Origin of the sequence: Cryobacterium sp. Hz9 (genome assembly GCF_004402825.1) — a bacterium.
GTDB lineage: Bacteria > Actinomycetota > Actinomycetes > Actinomycetales > Microbacteriaceae > Cryobacterium > Cryobacterium gelidum.
On sequence record NZ_SOFC01000011.1, the window covers coordinates 275449 to 297700 of the forward strand.

21 protein-coding genes and 1 riboswitch are annotated in these 22252 nt (G+C 65.2%); of the genes, 15 read left to right on the plus strand and 6 right to left on the minus strand.

Annotated features, from left to right (window positions below; translation table 11 throughout):
* Positions 1-110: 110 nt before the first annotated feature.
* Both E3N85_RS05590 and E3N85_RS05595 read right to left on the minus strand, forming a co-directional pair.
* Entirely contained in the window at positions 111-1172 is a 1062-nt protein-coding gene (locus E3N85_RS05590) for a BMP family protein (RefSeq protein WP_134460453.1), read from the minus strand.
* A 44-nt stretch (positions 1173-1216) separates the two neighbouring features.
* A complete protein-coding gene (locus tag E3N85_RS05595) occupies positions 1217-2338 on the minus strand; it encodes a mannose-1-phosphate guanylyltransferase (RefSeq protein WP_134460456.1) in 1122 nt (373 codons plus the stop codon).
* Positions 2339-2421: 83 nt separating this feature from the next.
* Between E3N85_RS05595 and E3N85_RS05600 the strand changes: the two genes are divergently transcribed.
* The 10 genes from E3N85_RS05600 (at position 2422) to E3N85_RS05645 (ending at position 11618) form a co-directional block, all read left to right on the plus strand.
* Positions 2422-3606 carry a glycosyltransferase family 1 protein gene (locus tag E3N85_RS05600; protein ID WP_134460458.1) on the plus strand — a complete coding sequence of 395 codons (1185 nt, stop codon included), beginning with the start codon at positions 2422-2424 and terminating at the stop codon, positions 3604-3606.
* Between the two features lie 110 nt (positions 3607-3716).
* Complete coding sequence (sdhC, locus tag E3N85_RS05605) at positions 3717-4130, plus strand: succinate dehydrogenase, cytochrome b556 subunit (RefSeq protein WP_134460461.1); 414 nt, start codon at positions 3717-3719, stop codon at positions 4128-4130.
* A 12-nt stretch (positions 4131-4142) separates the two neighbouring features.
* A complete protein-coding gene (locus tag E3N85_RS05610; protein ID WP_134460464.1) occupies positions 4143-4595 on the plus strand; it encodes a succinate dehydrogenase hydrophobic membrane anchor subunit in 453 nt (150 codons plus the stop codon).
* A 17-nt stretch (positions 4596-4612) separates the two neighbouring features.
* Positions 4613-6439, plus strand: a complete 1827-nt coding sequence (sdhA, locus tag E3N85_RS05615) for a succinate dehydrogenase flavoprotein subunit (protein WP_134460467.1) — start codon at positions 4613-4615, stop codon at positions 6437-6439.
* Positions 6439-7200 carry a succinate dehydrogenase iron-sulfur subunit gene (locus E3N85_RS05620; RefSeq protein ID WP_134460470.1) on the plus strand — a complete coding sequence of 254 codons (762 nt, stop codon included), beginning with the start codon at positions 6439-6441 and terminating at the stop codon, positions 7198-7200. Before sdhA ends, E3N85_RS05620 begins: the two co-directional genes overlap by 1 nt.
* Positions 7201-7324: 124 nt before the next feature.
* Positions 7325-8395: a YihY/virulence factor BrkB family protein gene (locus E3N85_RS05625; RefSeq protein WP_134460473.1), complete on the plus strand. Its 1071-nt coding sequence runs from the start codon at positions 7325-7327 to the stop codon at positions 8393-8395.
* 13 nt (positions 8396-8408) lie between these two features.
* Positions 8409-9266 (plus strand): exodeoxyribonuclease III, encoded by an 858-nt coding sequence (locus E3N85_RS05630; RefSeq protein WP_134460476.1) that lies wholly within the window; start codon positions 8409-8411, stop codon positions 9264-9266.
* Entirely contained in the window at positions 9263-10267 is a 1005-nt protein-coding gene (gene trpS, locus E3N85_RS05635) for a tryptophan--tRNA ligase (RefSeq protein ID WP_134460479.1), read from the plus strand. Before E3N85_RS05630 ends, trpS begins: the two co-directional genes overlap by 4 nt.
* Positions 10267-10872, plus strand: a complete 606-nt coding sequence (locus E3N85_RS05640; protein WP_134460482.1) for a GNAT family N-acetyltransferase — start codon at positions 10267-10269, stop codon at positions 10870-10872. The genes trpS and E3N85_RS05640 overlap by 1 nt, the downstream gene beginning before the upstream one ends.
* Positions 10869-11618, plus strand: a complete 750-nt coding sequence (locus tag E3N85_RS05645; protein ID WP_134460485.1) for an HAD family hydrolase — start codon at positions 10869-10871, stop codon at positions 11616-11618. The genes E3N85_RS05640 and E3N85_RS05645 overlap by 4 nt, the downstream gene beginning before the upstream one ends.
* 79 nt (positions 11619-11697) lie before the next feature.
* Here E3N85_RS05645 and E3N85_RS05650 read toward each other — a convergent pair whose 3' ends face one another.
* The 4 genes from E3N85_RS05650 to E3N85_RS05665 all read right to left on the minus strand — a co-directional run bounded on the left by E3N85_RS05650 (position 11698) and on the right by E3N85_RS05665 (position 17313).
* Positions 11698-12621: an endonuclease domain-containing protein gene (locus E3N85_RS05650; RefSeq protein WP_166783868.1), complete on the minus strand. Its 924-nt coding sequence runs from the start codon at positions 12619-12621 to the stop codon at positions 11698-11700.
* 447 nt (positions 12622-13068) lie between these two features.
* Complete coding sequence (glpK, locus tag E3N85_RS05655; protein WP_134460490.1) at positions 13069-14583, minus strand: glycerol kinase GlpK; 1515 nt, start codon at positions 14581-14583, stop codon at positions 13069-13071.
* Between the two features lie 77 nt (positions 14584-14660).
* Positions 14661-15395: an MIP/aquaporin family protein gene (locus tag E3N85_RS05660; protein WP_134460793.1), complete on the minus strand. Its 735-nt coding sequence runs from the start codon at positions 15393-15395 to the stop codon at positions 14661-14663.
* 175 nt (positions 15396-15570) lie between these two features.
* Positions 15571-17313 (minus strand): glycerol-3-phosphate dehydrogenase/oxidase, encoded by a 1743-nt coding sequence (locus E3N85_RS05665; protein WP_134460492.1) that lies wholly within the window; start codon positions 17311-17313, stop codon positions 15571-15573.
* 160 nt (positions 17314-17473) lie between these two features.
* Between E3N85_RS05665 and E3N85_RS05670 the strand changes: the two genes are divergently transcribed.
* The 5 genes from E3N85_RS05670 (at position 17474) to ribH (ending at position 22238) form a co-directional block, all read left to right on the plus strand.
* A complete protein-coding gene (locus E3N85_RS05670) occupies positions 17474-18439 on the plus strand; it encodes a sugar-binding transcriptional regulator (RefSeq protein ID WP_134460796.1) in 966 nt (321 codons plus the stop codon).
* An 84-nt stretch (positions 18440-18523) separates the two neighbouring features.
* A riboswitch (FMN riboswitch) is annotated at positions 18524-18667 on the plus strand.
* Positions 18668-18766: 99 nt separating this feature from the next.
* On the plus strand, positions 18767-19822 hold the full coding sequence (gene ribD, locus E3N85_RS05675; RefSeq protein ID WP_241978318.1) for a bifunctional diaminohydroxyphosphoribosylaminopyrimidine deaminase/5-amino-6-(5-phosphoribosylamino)uracil reductase RibD: 1056 nt from the start codon (positions 18767-18769) through the stop codon (positions 19820-19822).
* A 9-nt stretch (positions 19823-19831) separates the two neighbouring features.
* Positions 19832-20506 carry a riboflavin synthase gene (locus tag E3N85_RS05680; RefSeq protein WP_134460495.1) on the plus strand — a complete coding sequence of 225 codons (675 nt, stop codon included), beginning with the start codon at positions 19832-19834 and terminating at the stop codon, positions 20504-20506.
* Positions 20503-21762 carry a GTP cyclohydrolase II gene (gene ribA / locus E3N85_RS05685; RefSeq protein ID WP_134460498.1) on the plus strand — a complete coding sequence of 420 codons (1260 nt, stop codon included), beginning with the start codon at positions 20503-20505 and terminating at the stop codon, positions 21760-21762. The genes E3N85_RS05680 and ribA overlap by 4 nt, the downstream gene beginning before the upstream one ends.
* The gene (ribH, locus tag E3N85_RS05690; RefSeq protein WP_134460502.1) at positions 21762-22238 is read left to right on the plus strand and encodes a 6,7-dimethyl-8-ribityllumazine synthase; all 477 of its coding nucleotides are present in this window, start codon (positions 21762-21764) and stop codon (positions 22236-22238) included. The genes ribA and ribH overlap by 1 nt, the downstream gene beginning before the upstream one ends.
* Positions 22239-22252 lie beyond the last annotated feature (14 nt).

Below are 22252 nucleotides of genomic sequence, written 5' to 3' on the forward strand. Positions count from 1 at the left end.
CACGGGCGTGATGCGATCCACGTTACCCAATCTGGCGCTGCGCAGATGAGCAATGTGGGTGCGCGACCGAGTCGTTACCAAGCCGCGACATTGTGGAACCGAATCTCCCGCTATTGGGGCGAACTCGGGCCCGTCACGGTGATGATCCCCGCTATGATCGCGGACCGTATCTGCTCGATTTCGCCGACCAATTCCACCGAGACCAGGGCGGACTGATCATGGAAGTCAGCAATTTCGACGCCGCCGTTCTCGAGCGTGCCGACGAACGGCGCATTGTCGAAGTTACCGTCCAGGTCGGCTCCGATCGCTTCCACGACCGCCGCCGACGTATTTTTCAGCACGCTGGTGAGCACGACCGACTGAAACTGGGTCGGCAGGGTGACGTATCCGTCGTTGTCGACCCAAATAATGGAGACGCCCGGGGTCTCGATCGCAGCAGCCGCTGCGCCCTGCCCCACCTGGCCCGCCACCGGCAGGATGATGTCGGCGCCCAGGTCGATGAACGACTGGGCGAGAGCCTTCCCCTTGTTGACGTCCTCGAAGTCACCCGTGAAACTGCCGTCCTGGGTGTCCTTGTTCCAGCCGAGCACCTGCACGGCAGCTTTGTGCTTGTCGTTGTACATGGCGACGCCGTCGACGAAGCCGTCCATGAACAGGGTGACAGGCGGCTGGTTGCCGCCACCGAAGGTGGCCACAATGCCGGTCTTGCTCACGCCGGCGGCGAGGTAACCGGCTAGAAACGCGGCCTGGGCCGTGTCGAAGACGATCGGTTTCACGTTGGGCGCATCGACGACTTCGTCGACGATCGCGAAGTGCACGTCGGGGTTGGCGGTCGCCTCGGCGAGGGTGGCGTCGGCGAGTTCGAAGCCGACGGTGAGGACGAACTGGCATCCGGTCGCGACGGCCTGGCTCACGTTGGGCGCCAGGTCGGTCTCTGACGTCGACACGATCGCCTCGGTGTCGATGTTGTACTTCGTCGCCGCCTCCTGCAGCCCCTCCCAGCTGGACTGGTTGAATGAGCGGTCATCGAGCCCACCCGAGTTCGTGACCATGCGGGCGCAATAGTCCGGCGCCGTCGCATCCGTTGTCGCGGTGGGTGTCGGCGCCTGCGCGCAACCGGCCAGCAGCACAGCGGATACCGCGAGGGCAGAAACAGCAATCAAGCGACGCATTGACACTCCCTTAATCATGAACTGGAATTCTAGCCAGAACCGGGCTAGAGCACGTCGCTGGAACCGGACAGCTTGAGCGCGTCGACAACCGCCTTGACCTTTTGGGCGTTCGCGCTCGTCGTGACCAGCAGGGCGTCCGGGGTGTCGATTACGACGATATCTTCGACACCGATGAGCGCGATCATACGACCGGTGTGGCTGACCACGATGCCGCTCGACGAGTCGGCGAGCACCCGGGCACCGTCGCCGAGGATGGCGAGGTTGGACTTGCGGCCGCCGGAATGCAGCTTGGCGATCGACGCGAAGTCGCCAACGTCGTCCCAGTCGAACTGGCCGGGAATCACCACGAGCTTGCCGGCCGCTGCGGCCGGTTCAGCGACCGAATAGTCAATGGCGATCTTCTTGAGGGTCGGCCAGACCTGATCGACCACGGCGCCGCGGGCCGGGGTGTCCCAGGCCTCGGCGAGCCTCATGAGCCCGGCGTGCAACTCGGGCTCAGTCGACGCGATCTCGGCCAGCAAGCGGTCGGCGCGGGCGATGAAGATCCCCGCGTTCCACAGGTAATTGCCATCAGCGAGGTACCGTTCAGCGACCTCGGGGCTCGGCTTCTCCACGAAGGAGTCGACGGCCAGTGCGGTCGGGGCGCCATCGACCGCCAGCGCGGCGGCGCTCTTGATGTAGCCGAAGCCGATCGCGGCTTCGGTCGGCCGGATGCCGATCGTGACGATATAGCCGGCATCCGCCGCGGCCACCGCCTCCGTCACGGCCGAGCGGAACAGGGCGTCGCCCTTGATGACCTGGTCCGCCGGGAACGATCCAATGATCACTCCGGGTTCGCGCAGCTGCAAGATAGCCGCCGCGAGGCCGATCGCGGCGGTCGAGTCGCGCGGTTCGCTCTCGAGCACGACGTTCGGATCGGCCAGTTCGGGCAACTGCTGTTCGACGGCGGAGCGATGGGCACGCCCGGTGACGACCATGATGCGCTGCTCGCTCGAGAGCGGAACGAGACGATCCCAGGTGTCGCGCAGCAGCGTCTGGCCCGAGCCGGTGAGGTCGTGCAGAAATTTGGGGGCGTCCGCTCGTGACAGCGGCCACAGACGAGAGCCGATGCCGCCGGCGGGAATCACGCTGTACAGGCGGTCGAGGGGCTCACTGGACGTAATCATTGGTCCAGACTATCGGGCGGCCCCGACACGACTGTTCATGCGCCGGTCACCCGGCGGCAATGCCCATTACCTACCCTCCAAACATGCGGATCGCAGTCATCAGCGAAAGTTTTCTCCCCACCATCAGCGGGGTGACCACCAGTGTCTGCAAGGTTCTGGAGCACCTGGCGGCCACCGGACACGACGCCATGGTCATCGCGCCCGCCGGCGCCCCGGCCGAATATGCCGGATTTCCGGTGCATACCGTCTCCGCGTTCAACTACCGCGAGTTTCCGGTCGGCATGCCGAGTCCGCAGGTGCAGAAGCTGCTCGCCGATTTTCGCCCCGATGTGTTGCATGCCGCGTCGCCGTTTCTGCTCGGGGCCCAGGGCATCAGTGCGGCCAACCGGCTCGACATTCCCTCTGTCGCGATTTTTCAAACGGATGTCGCCGGCTACGCTCACCGAAATCATCTCGGCCCCGCCGCCGCGCTGGCCTGGCGATTCGTGAAGTGGGTGCACGAGGGCGCCACCCGCACCCTGGTGCCGTCATCGTCGTCGATGGCGGCGCTGCAGCGCCTCGGCGTGCCGCGGCTGGCCCTGTGGACCCGCGGCGTCGACCTTACGGGGTTCCACCCGAACCTGAAGAACGATCCGGCGGTCACGGCACTGCGGGAACGAATTGCGCCGCTCCCGCGTGCTGCGCACGCCGAGGGCGCCGCTCGCGACGTGATCGTCGGTTATGTCGGTCGAATGGCTCCGGAGAAGCAGGTGGAGCGGCTGCGTGCGCTGCGCGGGATATCGGGCATCCGTTTGGCCCTCGTCGGTGACGGGCCCAGCGTTCCGTCGATACAGCGTGCCCTCGCGGATCTGCCGGTCACCTGGCTGGGACGACTCTCCGGCCGCGAACTCGCCGTCGCCTACGCGAGCTTCGACGTGTTCGTGCACGCGGGCACCGAGGAGACCTTCGGTCAGACCATCCAAGAGGCGCACGCCGCCGGGCTGCCCGTGGTGGCCCCGCACGCAGGCGGTCCGATCGACCTCGTGGCGCACGGCGAGAACGGCTACCTGTTTCGCCCCGACGACGACCGCGATCTGCGGCACTGGGTGTGCCAGCTTGTGCGTGACCCGATGCTGCGGGCACGCATGGGCGAAGCCGGGCGTCGCGCTGTACTGGGGCGCTCCTGGCCGACGGTCTGCGCCGAACTGGTCGAGTACTACGAGCAGGCCGTCGACGAGCGCCTGGCCGTGCGCGCCGACACACACATACCACCTTCGATGCAGCGTTAGGTCACCCTAACCCGCACGAGTGGGCTGACCGCTTGTAGAATACTGGCATGTGCTTATAGCGCATTCTCGGTCTCACTAAAGAGCCATTATTCAGCCAGGGAGGGTTGTTCATGCCACAGACGGCAGGAACCCTAGATTCTCAGCAGAAGACGACGTCACGTCGCCCCGCCGGCACCCTGTATCGGGGTAACACAGGCATGTGGTCGTGGGTATTGCACCGCATCACCGGCGTCGCGATCTTCTTCTTTCTGCTCGTTCATATTCTCGATACGGCGCTCGTGCGGGTCAGCCCCGAAGCGTACAACGCGGTCATCGCGCAGTATCAGACGCCGATCATGGGTCTCGGTGAGGTCGCACTCGTCGGCGCCATCGTGTTCCACGCGTTCAATGGACTGCGCATCATTCTGATCGACTTCTGGAACGCCAAGTACCAGCGGGTGCTGTTCTACGTCGTCATCGGCCTCTGGGTCGTCACCATGCTGGCATTCGTGCCGCGCCACCTCATCAACGTGTTCAGCCACTAGGGGGCGACAGACATGACTTCAACAATCGAAGCTCCCCGCAGCCCGCATAGCCGCAGCACGAAAAAGAGCGGTGTCAACTTGGAAAAGTGGGGCTGGATCTACATGCGTGTCTCCGGCGTCGTGCTGGTCGTGCTCATCTTCGGCCACCTGTTCGTCAATCTCATGATCGGCGAGGGCGTCAGCGCCCTGAACTTCGCGTTCGTCGCCGGCAAGCTCACCAACCCGTTCTGGATGGTCTGGGACGTCATCCTGCTCTGGCTCGCGCTCATTCACGGCGGCAACGGTATGCGCACCCTGGTCAATGACTACGCCACCGCGCGGATCAGCCGCGGCATCTTGAAGGTCGCGATTCTGGTCAGCGTTGTCTCGCTGATCGTGCTCGGCACCCTCGTGGTGTTCACCTTCGATCCCTGCCCCGCCGGTGCGCCCGCCGACCTCGTCGCCTCGTTCTGTTCGTCCCTCTAGGAGCTGCACTCATAAATATGACTTCTTCCACAACGCCTCCCGGCGCTACTCCAACTACGGAGGCCACCGTCGTAGACGGCGTGCACTACCACCAGCACGACATCGTCATTGTGGGAGCGGGGGGAGCGGGCATGCGTGCCGCCATCGAAGCCGGCCCCAACGCCAGCACGGCGGTCATCTCCAAGCTCTACCCGACGCGTTCGCACACCGGTGCGGCGCAAGGCGGGATGGCTGCCGCCCTCGCCAACGTCGAGGAAGACAACTGGGAGTGGCACACCTTCGACACGATCAAGGGTGGCGACTACCTGGTCGACCAGGACGCCGCCGAGATCCTGGCCAAGGAAGCCATCGACGCCGTCATCGATCTCGAGAACATGGGCTTACCGTTCAACCGCACCCCGGATGGCAAGATCGACCAGCGGCGCTTCGGCGGTCACACCCGCGACCACGGCAAGAGCCCGGTTCGCCGCTCCTGCTACGCCGCCGACCGCACCGGCCACATGATTTTGCAGACGCTCTACCAGAACTGTGTCAAGCGCGGCATCAACTTCTTCAACGAGTACTACGTGCTCGACCTCGTCATGACCAACGTCGATGGTGTCGACCAGCCGTCGGCCGTGGTCGCCCTCGACCTGTCGACCGGCGAGCTGCACGTGTTCCAGGGCAAGGCGTTCATTTTCGCCACCGGCGGTTTCGGCAAGATCTACAAGACCACCTCCAATGCGCACACCCTCACCGGTGACGGTGTCGGTATCGTCTGGCGCAAGGGCCTGCCGCTCGAGGACATGGAATTCTTCCAGTTTCACCCGACCGGCCTTGCCGGGCTGGGCATCCTCCTGACCGAGGGAGCCCGCGGCGAGGGAGCCATTCTGCGGAACGCGAGCGGTGAGCGGTTCATGGAACGGTACGCGCCGACGATCAAGGACCTCGCGCCGCGTGACATCGTCTCGCGCTGCATGCTCAAGGAGGTCGCTGAGGGTCGCGGCGCCGGGCCGGAGAAGGACTACCTGTATCTGGACTGCACGCACCTCGGCAAGGAGCTGCTCGAGACCAAGCTGCCCGACATCACCGAGTTCGCCCGCACCTATCTCGGCGTCGACCCGGTCACCGAGCCGGTACCGGTCATGCCGACCGCGCACTACGCGATGGGCGGCATCCCCACCAATGTGAAGGCCGAAGTCTGGCGTAACAACGAGCAGGTCGTTCCCGGCCTGTACGCCGCCGGCGAATGCGCCTGCGTCTCGGTGCACGGCTCCAACCGTCTCGGCACCAACTCGTTGCTCGACATCAACGTGTTCGGCAAGCGCGCCGGCATCAACGCGGTCGAGTACGTCAAGACGGCCGAGTTCGTTCCGCTGCCGGAAGACCCGGCCAAGGAGGTGCGCGAACTGCTGGAAGGTATCCGCTCATCGACTGGAACCGAACGCATTGCCGTGCTCCGCAAGATTCTGCAGGAAGAAATGGACAAGAAGGCTCAGGTGTTCCGCACCGACGAGTCGCTCGCCGAGGTCACCGAGACCATCCACCTGCTGCGCCAGCGTTACAAGAACATTGGTGTGCAGGACAAGGGCCGTCGGTTCAACACCGACCTGCTCGAAGCCGTTGAGCTCGGCTTTCTGCTCGACCTCGCCGAGGTCGTCGTGTACTCCGCGCGCAACCGCAAGGAAAGCCGCGGCGGACACCAACGCGAAGATTACCTCGTGCGCGATGACGTGAACTATCTCAAGCACACCATGGCGTATCTCCAGGGTGACGCGATGAGCGCGGACGCCGCCGACCACATCAAGCTCGACTGGAAACCGGTCGTCATCACCCGTTACCAGCCGATGGAGAGGAAGTACTAGTGAGCACCACCACGATTGACCAGAAGCCCGTCGTCCCCGAAGAGATCGCCTCCTTCACGGTCACGCTCATTATTCGTCGGTTCAACCCCGAGGTCGACGACGAGCCGCACTGGCAGGATTTCGACGTGCAGCTCTACCCGACCGACCGCGTGCTCGACGCGCTGCACAAGATCAAGTGGGAACAGGACGGGTCGCTGACCTTCCGTCGTTCCTGTGCGCACGGCGTCTGCGGCTCGGACGCCATGCGCATCAACGGCCGCAATCGTCTCGCTTGCAAAACGCTCATGAAGGACCTCGACGTCACGAAGCCCATCTACGTGGAGGCCATCAAGGGCCTGCCGCTGGAGAAGGACCTCATCGTCGACATGGAGCCGTTCTTCGACTCGTTCAAGGCGGTGCAGCCGTTCCTCATGAACAGCGTCACCCCGGTGAAGGGTAAAGAACGCATTCAGACGGTCGCCCAGCGCGCCCGTTTCGACGACACCACCAAGTGCATTCTGTGTGCAGCGTGCACGTCGAGCTGCCCGGTGTTCTGGACCGACGGCCAGTACTTCGGGCCGGCCGCAATCGTCAATGCGCACCGGTTCATCTTCGACTCCCGCGATGAGAATGCGGCCGTGCGCCTGGACATTCTCAACGACAAGGAAGGCGTGTGGCGTTGCCGCACGACCTTCAACTGCACGGAAGCCTGCCCACGCGGCATCCAGGTGACCCAGGCCATCGCCGAGGTCAAGCAGGCCATTATGCGCGGCAAGGCATAGCCGATTGATTGTGTGACTAGACACCCTCGTCGATTCGACGGGGGTGTCTGTCATTGTGTGGGCAGCGGATGCCGCGTGCGGCTGCCCTCGCCGCCACACCGAGCACTGCGGTTAAGCTGACACAGTGAAAGAGCTGGTAGAGCGCGTTCTGGCCTGGCGCCCCGTGCGGGTGCTGACCCATTTCAACACCGTGGGTGGCGGAATCCTGGCCGCCGGAATGTCGTATCAGGCCATCTTCGCCATTTTCGCCGCCGTCTGGGTGGGCTTCTCTATCGCTGGGCTCGTTCTGACCGCGAACCAGGGGCTGCTCAACGCCCTGTACGCCATCATCAACCAGTCGATTCCGGGTCTGATCGGCACCGACGGCATCATCGATCCGGAGGTGCTCGCCACTGCGGGCATCCTGACCTGGACCGGCGCTATCGCCCTGGTCGGACTGCTCCTGACCGCTCTGGGCTGGCTCTCGGCCACCGCGCAGGCCGTGCGGACCGTGTTCGGCATGCCCCCACAGACCACATTCTTCATCTGGGTCAAGCTGCGCGAACTCGGCCTCGGGCTGATCTTCGGGCTCGCCCTGGTCGTGTCGGCGCTCGTCTCCCTCGCGAGCACCGCGCTGCTCGGCGCCCTGTTCGACCTCTTTCAGATTGCCCAGGACTCGTTCTTCTACGAAGCGTCCGCCCGCGGCATCGGCCTCGCAGTCGTGCTCGTCATCGACACCCTCACCCTCGCCGCCCTGTTCCGGGTGCTGTCGCGGGTACGCATTCCGTTACGACGCCTGTTCGCCGGGGCGCTGCTCGGCGCTGTCGCCCTCGGACTCCTGAAAATTCTCGGTGGCGTGCTCCTCGGTGGCGCCAGCCGCAACCCGCTGCTGGCGACCTTCGCCGTAATCATCGGTCTGCTGGTCTGGTTCAACCTCGTGAGTTCCGTGACGCTCATCGCCGCCTCGTGGATCGCGGTCGGCATGGCCGACGCGGGCATTCCGCCGCACATGCTCAGCGCCGATGAGACCGCAGACCGGCAGGAGAAACGGATGCACGACGCCCTCCGGCTGACCGCGCAGGCCGAGCTCACGGCGGCTCGGGCCGACCTCGATACGTCGCCGTGGTATGCCCGGTGGGCCGCTGGCCGCCGGGTGAAGGCGGCCGACGCTCGGGTGACGGAGTACGCCCTGGCCGATGCGGCAGACGCGCGCTAACTAGACTTGACCCATGTCTTCAGCCAAACCCCTGCGCATTGCCAGCATCAACACGAACGGGGTACGAGCCGCGTACCGCAAGGGAATGGGCGACTGGCTGAACAAGCGCGACGTGGACATTCTTGCCATTCAAGAGGTCCGCGCCTCGACCGAAGACCTCGAGGGTCTGCTGGGGCCGGACTGGAACATTCTGCACGACGCCGCCACCGCCAAGGGCCGGGCCGGTGTCGCCCTCGCCAGCCGGGCGGGCGCATCCATTCACCGGGTTGTCCTCGGCGCCGAAGAGTTCGACAGCGCCGGCCGCTGGCTCGAAGCCGACTACGAGGTCGACGGCCAGATGATCACCGTCGTGAGCACCTACGTGCACTCCGGCGAGACCGACACCCCGAAGCAGATCGAGAAGTACAAGTTTCTCGACGCCATGTTAGCCCGGCTGCCCGAGCTGACCGAGCACAGCCCGCTCGCGCTCGTGCTCGGCGACCTCAACGTGGGCCACCGCACGCTCGACATCAAGAACTGGCGCGGCAACAAGAAGCACGCGGGTTTTCTGCCGGAGGAGCGGGAGTATTTCGACCGTATCCTCGGAAGCGAGGGTGACCCGCACTACAACGCGGGTGCCGGACTGGGCTGGGTCGACGTCGGACGTAGGTGGGCCGGAGAGGTCGAGGGGCCATACACCTGGTGGTCTCAGCGCGGCAAGGCCTTCGACACCGACACCGGGTGGCGCCTCGACTACCAGCTCGCCAGCCCGCAGCTGGCGGCATCCGTTCTGAACTATGCGGTCGACCGGGCCGCAGCATACGACCAGCGCTGGAGCGACCACTCCCCCGTCGTCGTCGACTATGACCTCTCGAAGGACGCACGCTCGTGACCAAACCCCGTCTCTATTCGGGCATGCAGCCCTCCGCCGAGTCCCTGCAGATCGGCAATTACATCGGCGCGCTCCTGAACTGGAAGTCGCTGCAGCAGACGCACGACGCGTTCTTCTCCATCGTCGACCTGCACGCCATCACCGTCGCCCAGGAGCCCGCCAAGCTACGCGAGAACACGCGCGGCACGGCGGCGCAGTACATCGCCGCCGGCATCGACCCGTCGGCCTCGACGCTGTACGTGCAGTCGCACGTCGCCGCGCACGCGCAGCTGGCCTGGGTGCTCAACACCATCACCGGGTTCGGTGAGGCGAGCCGCATGACGCAGTTCAAGGACAAGTCCGTGCGGCACGGCGCCGACGCGACATCCGTTGGTCTGTTCGCCTACCCGACGCTGATGGCGGCGGACATCCTGCTGTACCAAACCACGGTGGTGCCGGTCGGGGAAGATCAGCGCCAGCACGTGGAACTCACCCGCGACCTCGCCCTGCGCTTCAACTCACGGTTCGGCGACACCTTCACTATTCCCGAGGTGGCGATCGTGAAGGAGACCGCGAAGATCTACGACCTGCAGAATCCCACGTCGAAAATGTCGAAGTCGGCCGAGTCGCATGCCGGTATCATCTGGCTGCTCGATGAGCCCGGCGTCACCAGGAAGAAGATCATGCGGGCCGTGACGGATGCCGACGGCGGCGTAATCTTCGACCGCGAGAACAAGCCGGGTGTGGCCAACCTGCTCACGATCTACTCCGTGCTCGCCGGCGAGTCGATCGAGTCGATCGAGAACGAATACGCTGGCCGCGGGTATGGCGACCTGAAAAAGGGGCTCGTCGAGGTGGTTCTGGGTACGTTCGATCCGATCCGCCAGCGCGTGGCCGAGCTGCTGGGTGACCCGGCCGAGCTCGACCGGGTTCTCGCGTCCAACGCGGCCCGGGCCTCTGATGTCGCTAGTGAGACCCTGGCCACCGTCTACGACCGCGTCGGCTTTCTACCCCCTCGCTAATGCAGCCGTTCTCGCTCTCCTCACCGCTGGTACTGCTGGACGAGCTAGCGGCCAGCGACACCGACCGCGTCTTCGACTACTGCCAGGACCCGATCTTCGAACGCTATTTGACCGTTCCGTGGCCCTACGAACGTGCGCACGCCGCGGGGTTCATCCTCGAGTATGTTCCCGACGGTTGGCTGTCGGATCGGGAATACACCTGGGCACTGCGGGACCCTGCCGGGCCAGGACTTCTGGGCGTGATTGGGCTGCGCCTGACGGGCGAATCCGTCGCGGTGGACGCATCCGTTCACCGGGTGGGGTCAATCGGATTCTGGCTGGGTGCCCCGCACCGTGGCCGCGGGCTCATTCCCGAAGCGCAACGGCTCGTCGCCGATTGGGCATTCGCACAGGGGATTATCGACGATCTGCACTGGGAGTGCCTGCTCGGAAACGTCGCGTCAGCCCGAGCAGCGTGGAAGTCGGGGTTTCGATATACCGGCGTCGCGCCGTCCGTCGCCGCCTACCGCGACAAAAGCTACCCCGACTCGTGGCAGGGCCACCTCGCGGCCGGCGATGACCGCACCCCGCAGCCCGGCTGGCCCGCCGCGGCCCTCGCCCGATGACCGTGCCGCGGGTTGTGTTGTTTGACCTCGACGACACCCTGTTCTCGCACCGGGACGCAGTCGCTGCGGGCATTCTGCTGCACCTCGACCGGGTCGGCGGCGCCTTTGCGTCCGGCGACCGAACGGCGGCGACCGTGCTGTGGAACGCGCTCGAGGAGGAGCATTATCACTCCTACCTCGCCGGCGATTTGGACTTTGCCGGTCAGCGCCGCGCCCGGGCCCAGGATTTCGCGGCGTCATTCCGCATCGCACTGACCGACGCCGAGGCGGATCTGTGGTTTGACGAGTATTTCGAGAGCTACCGGTCCAGTTGGCGGCTGCACGACGACGCGCTCCCCTGCATCGATGAGCTGGCCGAGATGATTCCCGGGGTGCGTTTTGGCCTCATCACGAACGGCGACCCGGTTTTTCAGGGCGAGAAGATTCGTCGCGTCGGCCTGGCCGACCGGTTCGAGCATGTCGTCACCTCGGGCGCGCTCGGTTTTGCCAAGCCCGACGCGCGCATCTTTGAGCACGCCTGCGCGCTGTTCGACGTGCCCGTGGAGTCGGCGGTCTACGTCGGAGATCGATTACGCACGGATGCGCTGGGCGCGGCCGCTGCGGGGCTGACCGGTGTCTGGCTCGACCGAGCCGGCGCATCCGCTGTGGGCCCTGCCGACACAGATGATGCCGCACGCCTCGGAGTTCTCCGCATCGACACCCTCACCCGCCTGCCGGGCCTGTTTGCCGCCCTCCCTAAGGCATAACTCCTGCAAATTGCCACCTTCGCTCGGTGAGGCCTCACATTGCGGGCTTCTCTTCCGGCTTATGCAAAATCTGCAGGAGTTACGCGCCACGGATGCCCGTTGTCTGGGCGGCAGTGAAAACTCGGGGACTCCCATACCGGCAAATGTCGACGAGCTTCTGAATTGCCCGAAGCACGCCCTCCGGATCGAACATGATGTCTTGATAGAGCACGCGGAGTGTGACATAGCCGAGGGCTGCCAGCAAACGGTCTCGGGTGCGGTCGCGAATGTGCTCGTCCCAGGCTTTGTGGTGACTCTGGCTGTCCGCCTCAACGACCACACAGCCCTCGACCAGTAGATCGACCCGGCCGACCCGGTCGATGTACACCTGGATGTCGCAGCGGTACCCGGCGGAACGAAACAGGTCGCGCACGATGGACTCCTGGCCGGCATCCACTCGCGCATCGATGCGGGACCGCAGCCCGCCATGCTTCTCGGGGACATGGGCGAAGATGTCATCGAGGTCGGCTGCCCGAATCTTGTGCTCGTGCAGGGCTGTGTCGAGCGCCGCGAGAGCAAAGCGAGGTTCCTGGCACTGGATAATCTGGGCGAGGACGTCGCGGGGCCCGACGCAGTACTCGGTGCCATCGGTTCTGTCGATGAGCGGCCACCAGTGTAGCTCGACGCCGTCCCGCGGGGCGGCCGCCAACGGAACGTGCCGACTTCGGGGACTGCGCAGACGGGAGCCCTCCCGCGGGATATGCACGTGGGTGAATTGCGAATCGAAGGCAAAGAAGCCGATCTCCCGGGCCGCCGAAACGCAGGCTTCGCGCCCGCCGACGCGAACCGCCTCGAGGGTGTGGCGATCGGTTCCCGGCAGGGCGTAGTGATCGCGGCGGACTCGGATGAGCGTATTGCTACGCACTGCAGCAGTGATGTGCTTGGGTCGCATGCCGCTGTTCAATAGGTCTTGTCGGCTGACGATGCGGCATTGGCCAACGAGGGAGGTCAGGAATGGGTTCATGCAGACGATCGTCGTCATTCTCCAGTGGCTGTGACCTCCCCGCAACCAATCTGGGGACAGCACTTCCAGCCGCCTGTGCATAACTCTTCCGTACTTACTCTTCCGAGCTTATTCTTCCGTGTCACACCTCTCGCGAGAGCGCATAACTCCTGCAATCTCCCCACAAGTCCGCAATCTGACCCGGAAGCACTCGGGTCGGCCGGACCGAGATATCAAATTGCAGGAGTTACGCGATTGGGCCATCCCGGAGTGACAACGGTCACCCAGAAGGGCGGTCGAGCCGAATTGATGGATCACCGGGCAGTCACCAAGGCATAACTCCTGCAGATTGCACGCGCTGTGTCTACGGACCGCGAAAACACGGACCTCCGAAAATTTGACACGGCAATTTGCAGGAGTTATGCGCCCCGGGAGAGGGGGAGCGGCCGGGCCGGTGGAGAGGTGAGGCTAACGCACGTCTTCGTCTACCCAGTCCAGGGTTTTCGTGACTGCTTTTTTCCAGTTGCGCAGCAGGCGGGCGGCTTCCTCCGGCTCCATGGAGGGCTCCCAGCGTGCGTCTTCCTGCCAGTTGGAGCGCAGGTCGTCGAGGCCGCTCCAGAAGCCCACGGCGAGGCCGGCCGCGTAGGCGGCGCCAAGCGCGGTGGTCTCGGCGACGACCGGGCGCACGACGGGCACGCCGATGATGTCGGCCTGGAACTGCATGAGCAGGTCGTTCACCGTGGCACCGCCGTCGACCTTGAGCTCGGTCAGCGGCACCCCGGAGTCCGCGTTGACCGCGTCGAGCACCTCCCGGGTCTGATAGGCGATGGCCTCGAGTGCTGCACGGGCGATGTGACCCTTGTTCACGTAGCGGGTGAGGCCGACCAGGGCGCCGCGGGCGTCCGACCGCCAGTACGGCGCGAACAGGCCGGAGAAAGCCGGCACGAAGTACGCCCCGCCGTTGTCCGTGACCGTCTTGGCCAGGTCTTCGATCTCGTTGGCGTTCTTGATGATGCCGATCTGGTCGCGCATCCACTGCACGAGCGAGCCGGTGACAGCGATCGACCCCTCCAGGGCATAGTGCACCGGGGCGTCGCCGAGCTTGTACCCCACGGTGGTGAGCAAGCCGTTCTTCGAGTGGATGATCTCGGTACCGGTGTTGAAGATCAGAAAGTTTCCGGTGCCGTAGGTGTTCTTCGCCTCGCCCTGGTCGAAGGCGGCCTGGCCAAAAGTCGCCGCCTGCTGGTCGCCGAGGATTCCGGATATCGGCACCTCGCGCAGCAGGCTGTGCCCGCTCGCAGTGCCGTACACCTCGGAGGACGACTTGATCTCGGGCAGCATCGACTTCGGCACGTCGAAGATGCTGAGAATCTCGTCGTCCCACTGCAGGGTTTCGAGGTCCATGAACATGGTGCGGCTGGCGTTGGTGACGTCGGTCGCGTGGACGCCGCCCTCGATGCCGCCGGTCAGGTTCCAGAGAACCCAGGAATCCGTGGTGCCAAACAGGAGGTCGCCGGCATCCGCTCTCGCGCGTGCTCCCTCAACGTTTTCCAGGATCCAGACGATCTTGGTTCCGGAGAAGTAGGTGGCCAGTGGTAGACCGACCTTCGCTTTGAACCGGTCGACGCCACCATCCGCTGCCAACCGGTCGACGATGGGCTGGGTCCGGGTGTCCTGCCAGACGATGGCGTTGTAGACGGGCACGCCGGTGTTTTTGTCCCAGACGACAGCGGTTTCGCGCTGGTTGGTGATGCCGACGGCTTCGATGTCGTGGCGGGTGATGTTCGCCTTCGATAGCGCCTGGCCGATGGCCTCACGGGTGTTGTCCCAGATTTCCTTCGGGTCATGCTCGACCCAGCCGGCCTGCGGCAGAATCTGTTTGTGCTCGAGCTGGCCGGTCGAGATGATCGAGCCGGCCTTGTCGAAGACGATCGCGCGGGAGCTGGTGGTTCCCTGGTCGATGGCGAGAATGTATTTGGCCATGTGTAACTCCTTTGTTGTTCCAGGTGAGAAAGCAAGTTTTACGACGACAGCGCATGCTGCAAAATATGTGGGCGGGCTTAGCCCAGGATGGGCAGCAGCACCCCCGATGAAGCTCCGGCAAGGACCCCGCCGATGATGGGACCCACGACCGGCACCCAGGCATAGGACCAGTCGCTGCCCCGCTTGCCCTTGATCGGCAGGAGGAAGTGCGCGATGCGAGGGCCGAGGTCACGCGCCGGGTTGATCGCGTACCCGGTCGGCCCACCGAGCGAGGCGCCGATGGCGATCACGAGCAGGGCCACCGGCAGTGCACCCAGGGCGGCGAGGCCGCCGGCGTCCCCGTTCCGGCCGAAGCCGATGACCACGAAGACGAGCAGGAAGGTGCCGATGATCTCGGTGACGAGGTTCCAGCCGTAGGAGCGGATGGCCGGCCCGGTCGAGAAGACACCGAGCTTGTTGGCGGCATCCGGTTCCAGGTCGAAGTGCTGCTTGTAGGCGAGCCAAACGACGACGGCACCGAGAATGGCACCGATCATCTGCGCACCGATGTAGGTGAGCGTCGACGCGACGTTGACCGGTACACCGGACCCGAAGGTCTCGGCCCCGCTCGCGACGAGGCCGAGCGTGACGGCCGGGTTCAGGTGGGCACCGGAGTTGTAGGCGGCGATCACACCGGCGTAGACCGCGAGGCCCCACCCGATCGTGACCATGAGGAACCCACCGCCCAAGCCCTTGTTCTTGGCGAGCGCCACGTTGGCGACCACACCACAGCCGAGGAGCACGAGGATGGCCGTTCCCACGACCTCTGACATAAAGACGACATCGATATTGTCCACATTGACCTTTCAGATGGGGAGTGCTGTTCGCCGATCGACCTTGTTGTCGAGTGCGGCAGTCGAGCACCTTGTCTAAAAGGTATCGGCGCGCGCGCCAGCCCCGGCCGATTTCCACTGCACGTTCGTGCAGATTGCCGGCCGGGTGCTGCGGCTACGAGACCAGGGCGGTGTTGTGGCTGACCGGGCCGAGCTCGACCCCGTGCACGTCGCTCAGGATTCGGCGAGTCAACTCGATCTCCTCGGCCCGGCGCCCGGCATCCCAGCCGAGAACGGGGGCGACCACGAGCGTCAACTCCTCGATCAACGGCGTGGTCACGTCGCCGACGAAGGCCATGCTGGTGCGGCGCAGGAGTACGTCGAGCAGGCGAACGACGTCCTCGGTCGAGGCCAGAAACTCAATTTCGCGCCGGGTGTATGCGGCGTTGTGCGCCAGAGGAGCATCCGCTTCACCGGCCGGATCCGTCAGGAAGTCGATGACCTCGCTCGCCCGGGTACCATAGCGGGCGAGCAGTGCCGCTGCACGGTCGGCCCCGACCTCGTCACCGTGGGCGGTGACCCAGACCAGGGTGGCGGCTTCCGTAGCAGGCCAGTCGCGCCCGCCGCCGATGGCGAGGCCCTCGGTGGAGGCTGTGCGCGGCAGGCCGAGAAGTTTCAGAATGTCCGTGCTGAGATTCTCGGCGAGGGCGCGGAAGGTGGTCCACTTGCCGCCGACCAGGCTGAGCAGGGTGCCGTTCGCAGCGCCCGTGCGCGGCAACGGCCGCGACTCGATGCGGTAGTCGCGGGAGACGAAACCGGGGGCTTCATCGTCGTGGCGCGGCAATGGGCGCACTCCGGCGAAGCGGAACACGATGTGGGATCGGTTTACCGTAACGGTTGGGAAAACGTGCGCGACCAGGTCGAAGAAGTAGTCGATCTCCTCTTCGGTACAGCGAATCGGCTGGGTCATGTCGTGCTCGAGGTCGGTGGTGCCGACCAGGACACGGCCCTTGAGCGGGTAGATCAGCACAATGCGGCCGTCTTCGTGTTCGAAGAAGATTTCCCGGCCCCCGGTCGCCGCGAGCAGCTCCGGGTTGTCGAGTACGACGTGGGAGCCCTTGGTACCGCCCATGAATGTGCTCGGCTGGCCGAGCACCTCGTTGGTCAGGTCGGTCCACGGCCCGCTCGTATTCACGACGACATCCGCCTCGAATCGAAATTCCTCGCCGGTGATCGTGTTGCGCAGGAGCACGCCGGTGTCGTTCATACCGGCAGCCTCAACGTAGTTTGCGGCGCGGGCGTGCGGGCCGGCCTCGAGGCCGTCGCGCAGCACGTCGAGGGCGAGGCGTTCCGGGTCGTGCATGGCGGCGTCATAGTAGGTGGCCGTGTACTTGAGGCCGGGGTTGAGCATGGGCAGCGCGGCAAGGGCCTTCGTGCGGCCCTTGAACTCGTGGCGCGGCACCGTACCGCCATCGCGGGAGAAAGCGTCGTAGATCATCATGCCGATTTTGATGAGCAGGGCACCGCGCTCTACGTGCTTGGCACCTTGTTTGTGGGTGAGGAACCGCAGCGGCGCTGCCATCACACCGGAGAAGGTGGAGAAGATGGGAATGGTCGTCTGTAGCGGCTTGACGTAGTGCGGCGCGATCTTGAGAAGGCTGTTGCGCTCCTCGACCGATTCCTTGACGAGGCGGAATTCGCCGTTTTCGAGGTAGCGCACCCCACCGTGAATCATGTGCGAACTCGCCGACGAGGCACCCGAAACATAGTCGTTCTTCTCCACGAGGACCACGTCAACGCCCTGCAGGGCCAGGTCGCGGAAGGTCGCGATGCCATTGATGCCGGCGCCGATGATGAGCACCTGGGCGCGGGGACGGTCGGAGATCGCGGACGGCGTCTGTTCGTGTTGGAACGACATTGTTGTCACCTCTGTCTCGGGGCGGGCCCGGTGTGAATCTGCGCAGTGGATTTGCGCGGGGCAAGCCATGTGAATAGATTCAGTCTGACAGGACGACACAATTTCTCAACCGGATTGAACATACGTGCAAGGAGCCGCTGTGACCTACGCTATTGATCCGATGCCCGATCCCGTGCAATCCGATCGCAGCCGCGACGCACTTACCGCGGCGCACCTGTATTACATGCAGGACCTCACGATGGATGCCATCGCTCACGAGCTCCACACCTCCCGCTCCTCGATCTCCCGCCTGCTCAGCCATGCCAGGGAGACGGGTTTGGTCGACATCCAGATCAAGTCTCCCCTGGATGCCCCGAGTCACCTCGAGCAGCAGCTCGAGGCTCGGTTTCAGATCACCGCGCACGTGGTCCCGGTGCCCGACAGTGCTACCGACGTCGATCGGCTCGAGCGGGTGGCCCTATCCGTTGCACGAATTCTCGGTCAGTATTTCGACTCCAACATGACCATGGGCATCGCGTGGGGTTCCACCATGAACGCGATCAGTCGGCACGTTACCCCGAAACAAACGCACAACTCGCAGATCGTGCAGCTCAACGGAGCCGGAAACATGCGCACGACCGGCCTGGGCTATGCGAGCGAAATCCTCGGACGTTTCGGCACGGCGTTCGGCGCGCACGTGCAGCAGTTCCCGGTACCCGCATTCTTCGACGACCCGGCGACCAAGCAGGCGTTGTGGCGGGAGCGCAGCGTCAGCCGCCTGCTCGAGATGCAAGCCATCATGGACATCGCCTTATTCGGTCTCGGTTCCCCCTTTTCCGGCGTGGTCAGCCGCGTGTACGCCGGCGGATACCTCGAACAGGCCGAATTCGATGAGCTCAGCGCGGCCAGCGTCGTGGGCGATGTGGCGACCGTGTTCTACCGCGCCGACGGCTCGACCGACGGCATCGCCCTGAATGAACGCTCGACCGGCCCGGACTTCACCGTGCTACGCCGCACCCCACGCCGCATCTGCGTTGTAGCCGGCCGCTCCAAGCTCGCCAGCCTGCGCGGGGCCCTCGCCGCGCGGCTCATCACCGACCTGTTCGTCGACGAGAGCACCGCCCGCGCCCTGGTCGGAGCCCCCTGAACTCGTACCCGTGACAGCGGATGTCGGCGGGAATAACGCGGCGTGCAGCCTGTTGCACTATAACTAGAAGTAGTACTTGCAGTACACGTGCTCCGGGGTCGGTGTAATTCCGAACCGGCGGTTAAAGTCCGCGACCCGTTAGTCCCTCGAGAACGTTTGAGGGACGAAGCGGTTGAGCTGGTGAAACTCCAGCACCGACGGTCACAGTCCGGACGGGAGGCGCACGAGTTGGTTGGCTGCTACAGCCGACCAACGGAATTTTGCGTGCGGTATTTTCCGTGCGCAGATCCACACCCCCGGAGCTCGTCCAATACGGATGAGGGCGGGATGATCGAGAACACGGCAGTCGGCACGGGCCTGACCGGTCCAGCCGTCGAGGGTGCCATGCGCCGCGCGTTCGAACTCGCCGCCCACGGCCCGGCCACCGGCGTGAACCCGCAGGTCGGCTGCCTCATCCTGAACGGGCACGGCGAGACCCTCGCCGAAGGCTGGCACCGCGGTGCCGGAAGCCGGCACGCCGAGGTCGACGCCCTTGCGAAGCTCGCCCCCGGCGCGGCTCGCGGCAGCACCGCCGTCGTCACCCTCGAACCATGCAACCATGTCGGCCGTACCGGTCCGTGCGCGCTGGCCCTGATCGACGCCGGCGTCGCCCGCGTCATCTACTCTGTGAGCGACCCCGGCAAGCACTCCTGCGGCGGGGCCGCCCGGCTACGCGCCGCCGGTATCGAGGTGCAGGGCGGCGTGATCGTCGAGCAAGGCGAAGCATTTCTCGGTGACTGGCTCGTTGCCGCCCGCCTCGGCCGCCCATTCGTCACGCTCAAATGGGCCTCGAGTCTCGACGGTCGCGCGGCCGCGACCGACGGCTCCAGCCGGTGGATCACCGGCGCCGCGGCCCGCCTCGACGTGCACCGACGCCGCGCGGCCCGCGACACGATTCTGGTCGGTACCGGCACCGTGCTCGCCGACGACCCGGCGCTGACCGCACGGGGCGAAGACGGCGGGCTGCTCGCCCAGCAGCCCGTGCCCGTGATCGTCGGCCGTCGTGCGCTGCCGACATCCGCTGCCCTGTTCGCGCACCCGAAGCAACCGTTGTTCTTCGACGGCCTCGATCTGCCAGGCCTGCTGGCCGATCTGCACGGCCGGGGCCTGCGCAGCGTGTTCATCGAGGGCGGACCGACCCTGGCGAGCGCCTTCGTCGCCGCGGCGCTGGTCGACGAATACCTCATCTACCTCGCGCCCACACTGATCGGCGGGCCCCGACTGGTGCTCGGCGACATCGGCGTGAGCGCCATCGGCGAGCAACGCCGCCTCTCTATTCAGTCTCTCGACCGGCTCGGCGACGACGTTCTCATCGTGGCCCGGCCCCAACCCACTTCGATCTAAGGACCACCCATGTTTACCGGAATCATCGAGGAGCTCGGCCAGATCGAGCGTATCGACCACACAGCGGATGCCGCCCGCCTCACCATCCGCGGCCCGCTCGTCGTCGACGGAGTCGGTCACGGCGACTCCATTGCCGTACAGGGCGTCTGTCTCACGGTGGTCGAGCGCACGCCCGACACCTTCACCGCCGACGTCATGAAGCAGACCCTGACCATGTCAACGCTGTCCGACGCCCGCATCGGCTCCCCGGTCAACCTCGAACGCGCCGCCCTCGTCGGTGGACGCCTCGGCGGTCACATCGTGCAGGGCCACATCGACGGCACCAGCACCGTGCTGGTCATCACGCCCGGCGAGGCCTGGCGGGTACTGCGATTCAGCGTCAGCGCCCGGCTTGCCAAGCTCGTCGTTGACAAGGGCTCGATCGCCATCGACGGCGTCTCCCTGACCGTGAGCAACATCAGCCCCGCCACCGAGGCGAGCCAGTGGTTCGAGGTCTCCCTCATCCCCGAAACCCTCGCCGCGACCACCCTGGGCGGCCTCGCCGTTGGCGACCGAGTCAATATCGAAACCGACATTCTGGCCCGCCACATTGAACGGATGCTGGCTCTTTCCGCCGCCGCACTGCCGTCGCAAGCTTCACCCCCAGAACCCCAGCACGCAACCGCACCAAGGAGCGCATCATGAGTCTCGCCGATATCCCCTCCGCACTGGACGCCCTGCGCCTCGGCCGACCGGTCATCGTCGCCGACGACGAGGGCCGCGAAAATGAGGGCGACGTCATCATCTCGGCCCAGCTCGCCACCCAGGAATGGATTGCCTGGACCGTGCGCTACTCGTCCGGGTTCATCTGCGCGCCGATGACCAACGAGATCGCCGACCAGCTCGACCTGCCGGTGATGGTCGTGAACAACGAAGACCCACTCGGCACCAATTACACGGTGAGCGTCGACGCCGCCGACCGCCTGTCGACCGGGATCAGCGCCGCCGACCGTGCCCACACCCTGCGGGTGCTCGCCGACCCGGCATCGGCTCCGGCGAGTCTGCACCGCCCCGGCCACATCCTGCCGCTGCGCGCCCGCGACGGTGGCGTGCGCGAGCGCGGTGGTCACACCGAAGCCGGCGTCGACCTGATGAAACTGGCCGGTCTGTTTCCGGTCGCCGCGATTGCCGAGATCGTCGCCGAAGACGGCGAGATGATGCGCCTCCCCGGCCTGCTCGAACTCGGCGAGCGCGAGGGCCTGCTCGTCATCACCATCAAAGACCTGATCAGCTACCTCAACGAGTTTCATCCCGACGAGGTCCTTCAGACGCGTGCCCCACTCATCGAGGTACCGCGGGTCGACTTCGAGGTGGAGACGACGGTACCCACGCGGCACGGTGCCTTTCGCGTGCGCGCCTACCGGGACCGCTCCACCGGCGCCGACCACGTTGCGATCGTGGCGGGAACCCCGGTGGATGGCGCCATCGTGCGGGTGCACTCCGAGTGCCTCACCGGCGAAGCCTTCGGCTCGCTCAAGTGCGAGTGTGGACCGCAGCTCGATGCCTCGCTCGACATCATCCAGGAGGAAGGCGGAGTGGTCGTCTACCTGCGCGGTCAGGAGGGGCGCGGCATCGGCCTTACCAACAAGCTGCGGGCCTATGCGCTTCAGGAAGACGGCCTCGACACCCTGGACGCCAACTTGGCGCTGGGTCTTCCCGTTGACAGTCGCGATTACGGCGCGGCCACAAGCATCCTGCACGATCTGGGATTGACGTCGGTGCGACTGCTCACCAACAATCCCGAGAAGGTGCGTCAGCTCGAGCTGCACGGCATCACCGTGACCGAACGGGTGCCACTCGTCGTCGGTATCGGCGAATTCAACGAGGAGTACCTCGCGACCAAGCGTGACCGGATGGGTCACCACATCACGAACACCGAAATCATGAATGGAATCGCCTAATGGCCGGAACAGGACCCAGCATCACTGTTGACGGACGGGGCTTGCGGGTCGTGATCGTGGCCGGACAGTGGCACGACGTGATCACCGACGGTCTCATCGCCGGCGCCACCCGGGTACTGCAGGCGAGCCACGCCGCATTCTCACTCGTGCGTGTTCCGGGCAGCTTCGAACTGCCCGTTGCCTGCAAGGTCGCACTCGAAAACGGGGCCGACGCGGTCATCGCCCTCGGCGTGATCATTCGCGGCGGCACCCCCCACTTCGAGTTCGTCTCGAATGCGGCAACGGATGGCCTCACCCGCGTCGCCCTCGACACCGGCAAGCCCGTCGGCTTCGGCGTGCTGACCATCGACGACGAACAGCAGGGCCTCGACCGCGCCGGGCTTCCCGGTTCGAAAGAAGACAAGGGTGAGGAGGCGGCATCCGCTGCCCTGGCCACCGCCCTGGTGCTGCGGCAGTTGCGCGGACAGATCGGGTAACGTGCGGCGTGGAT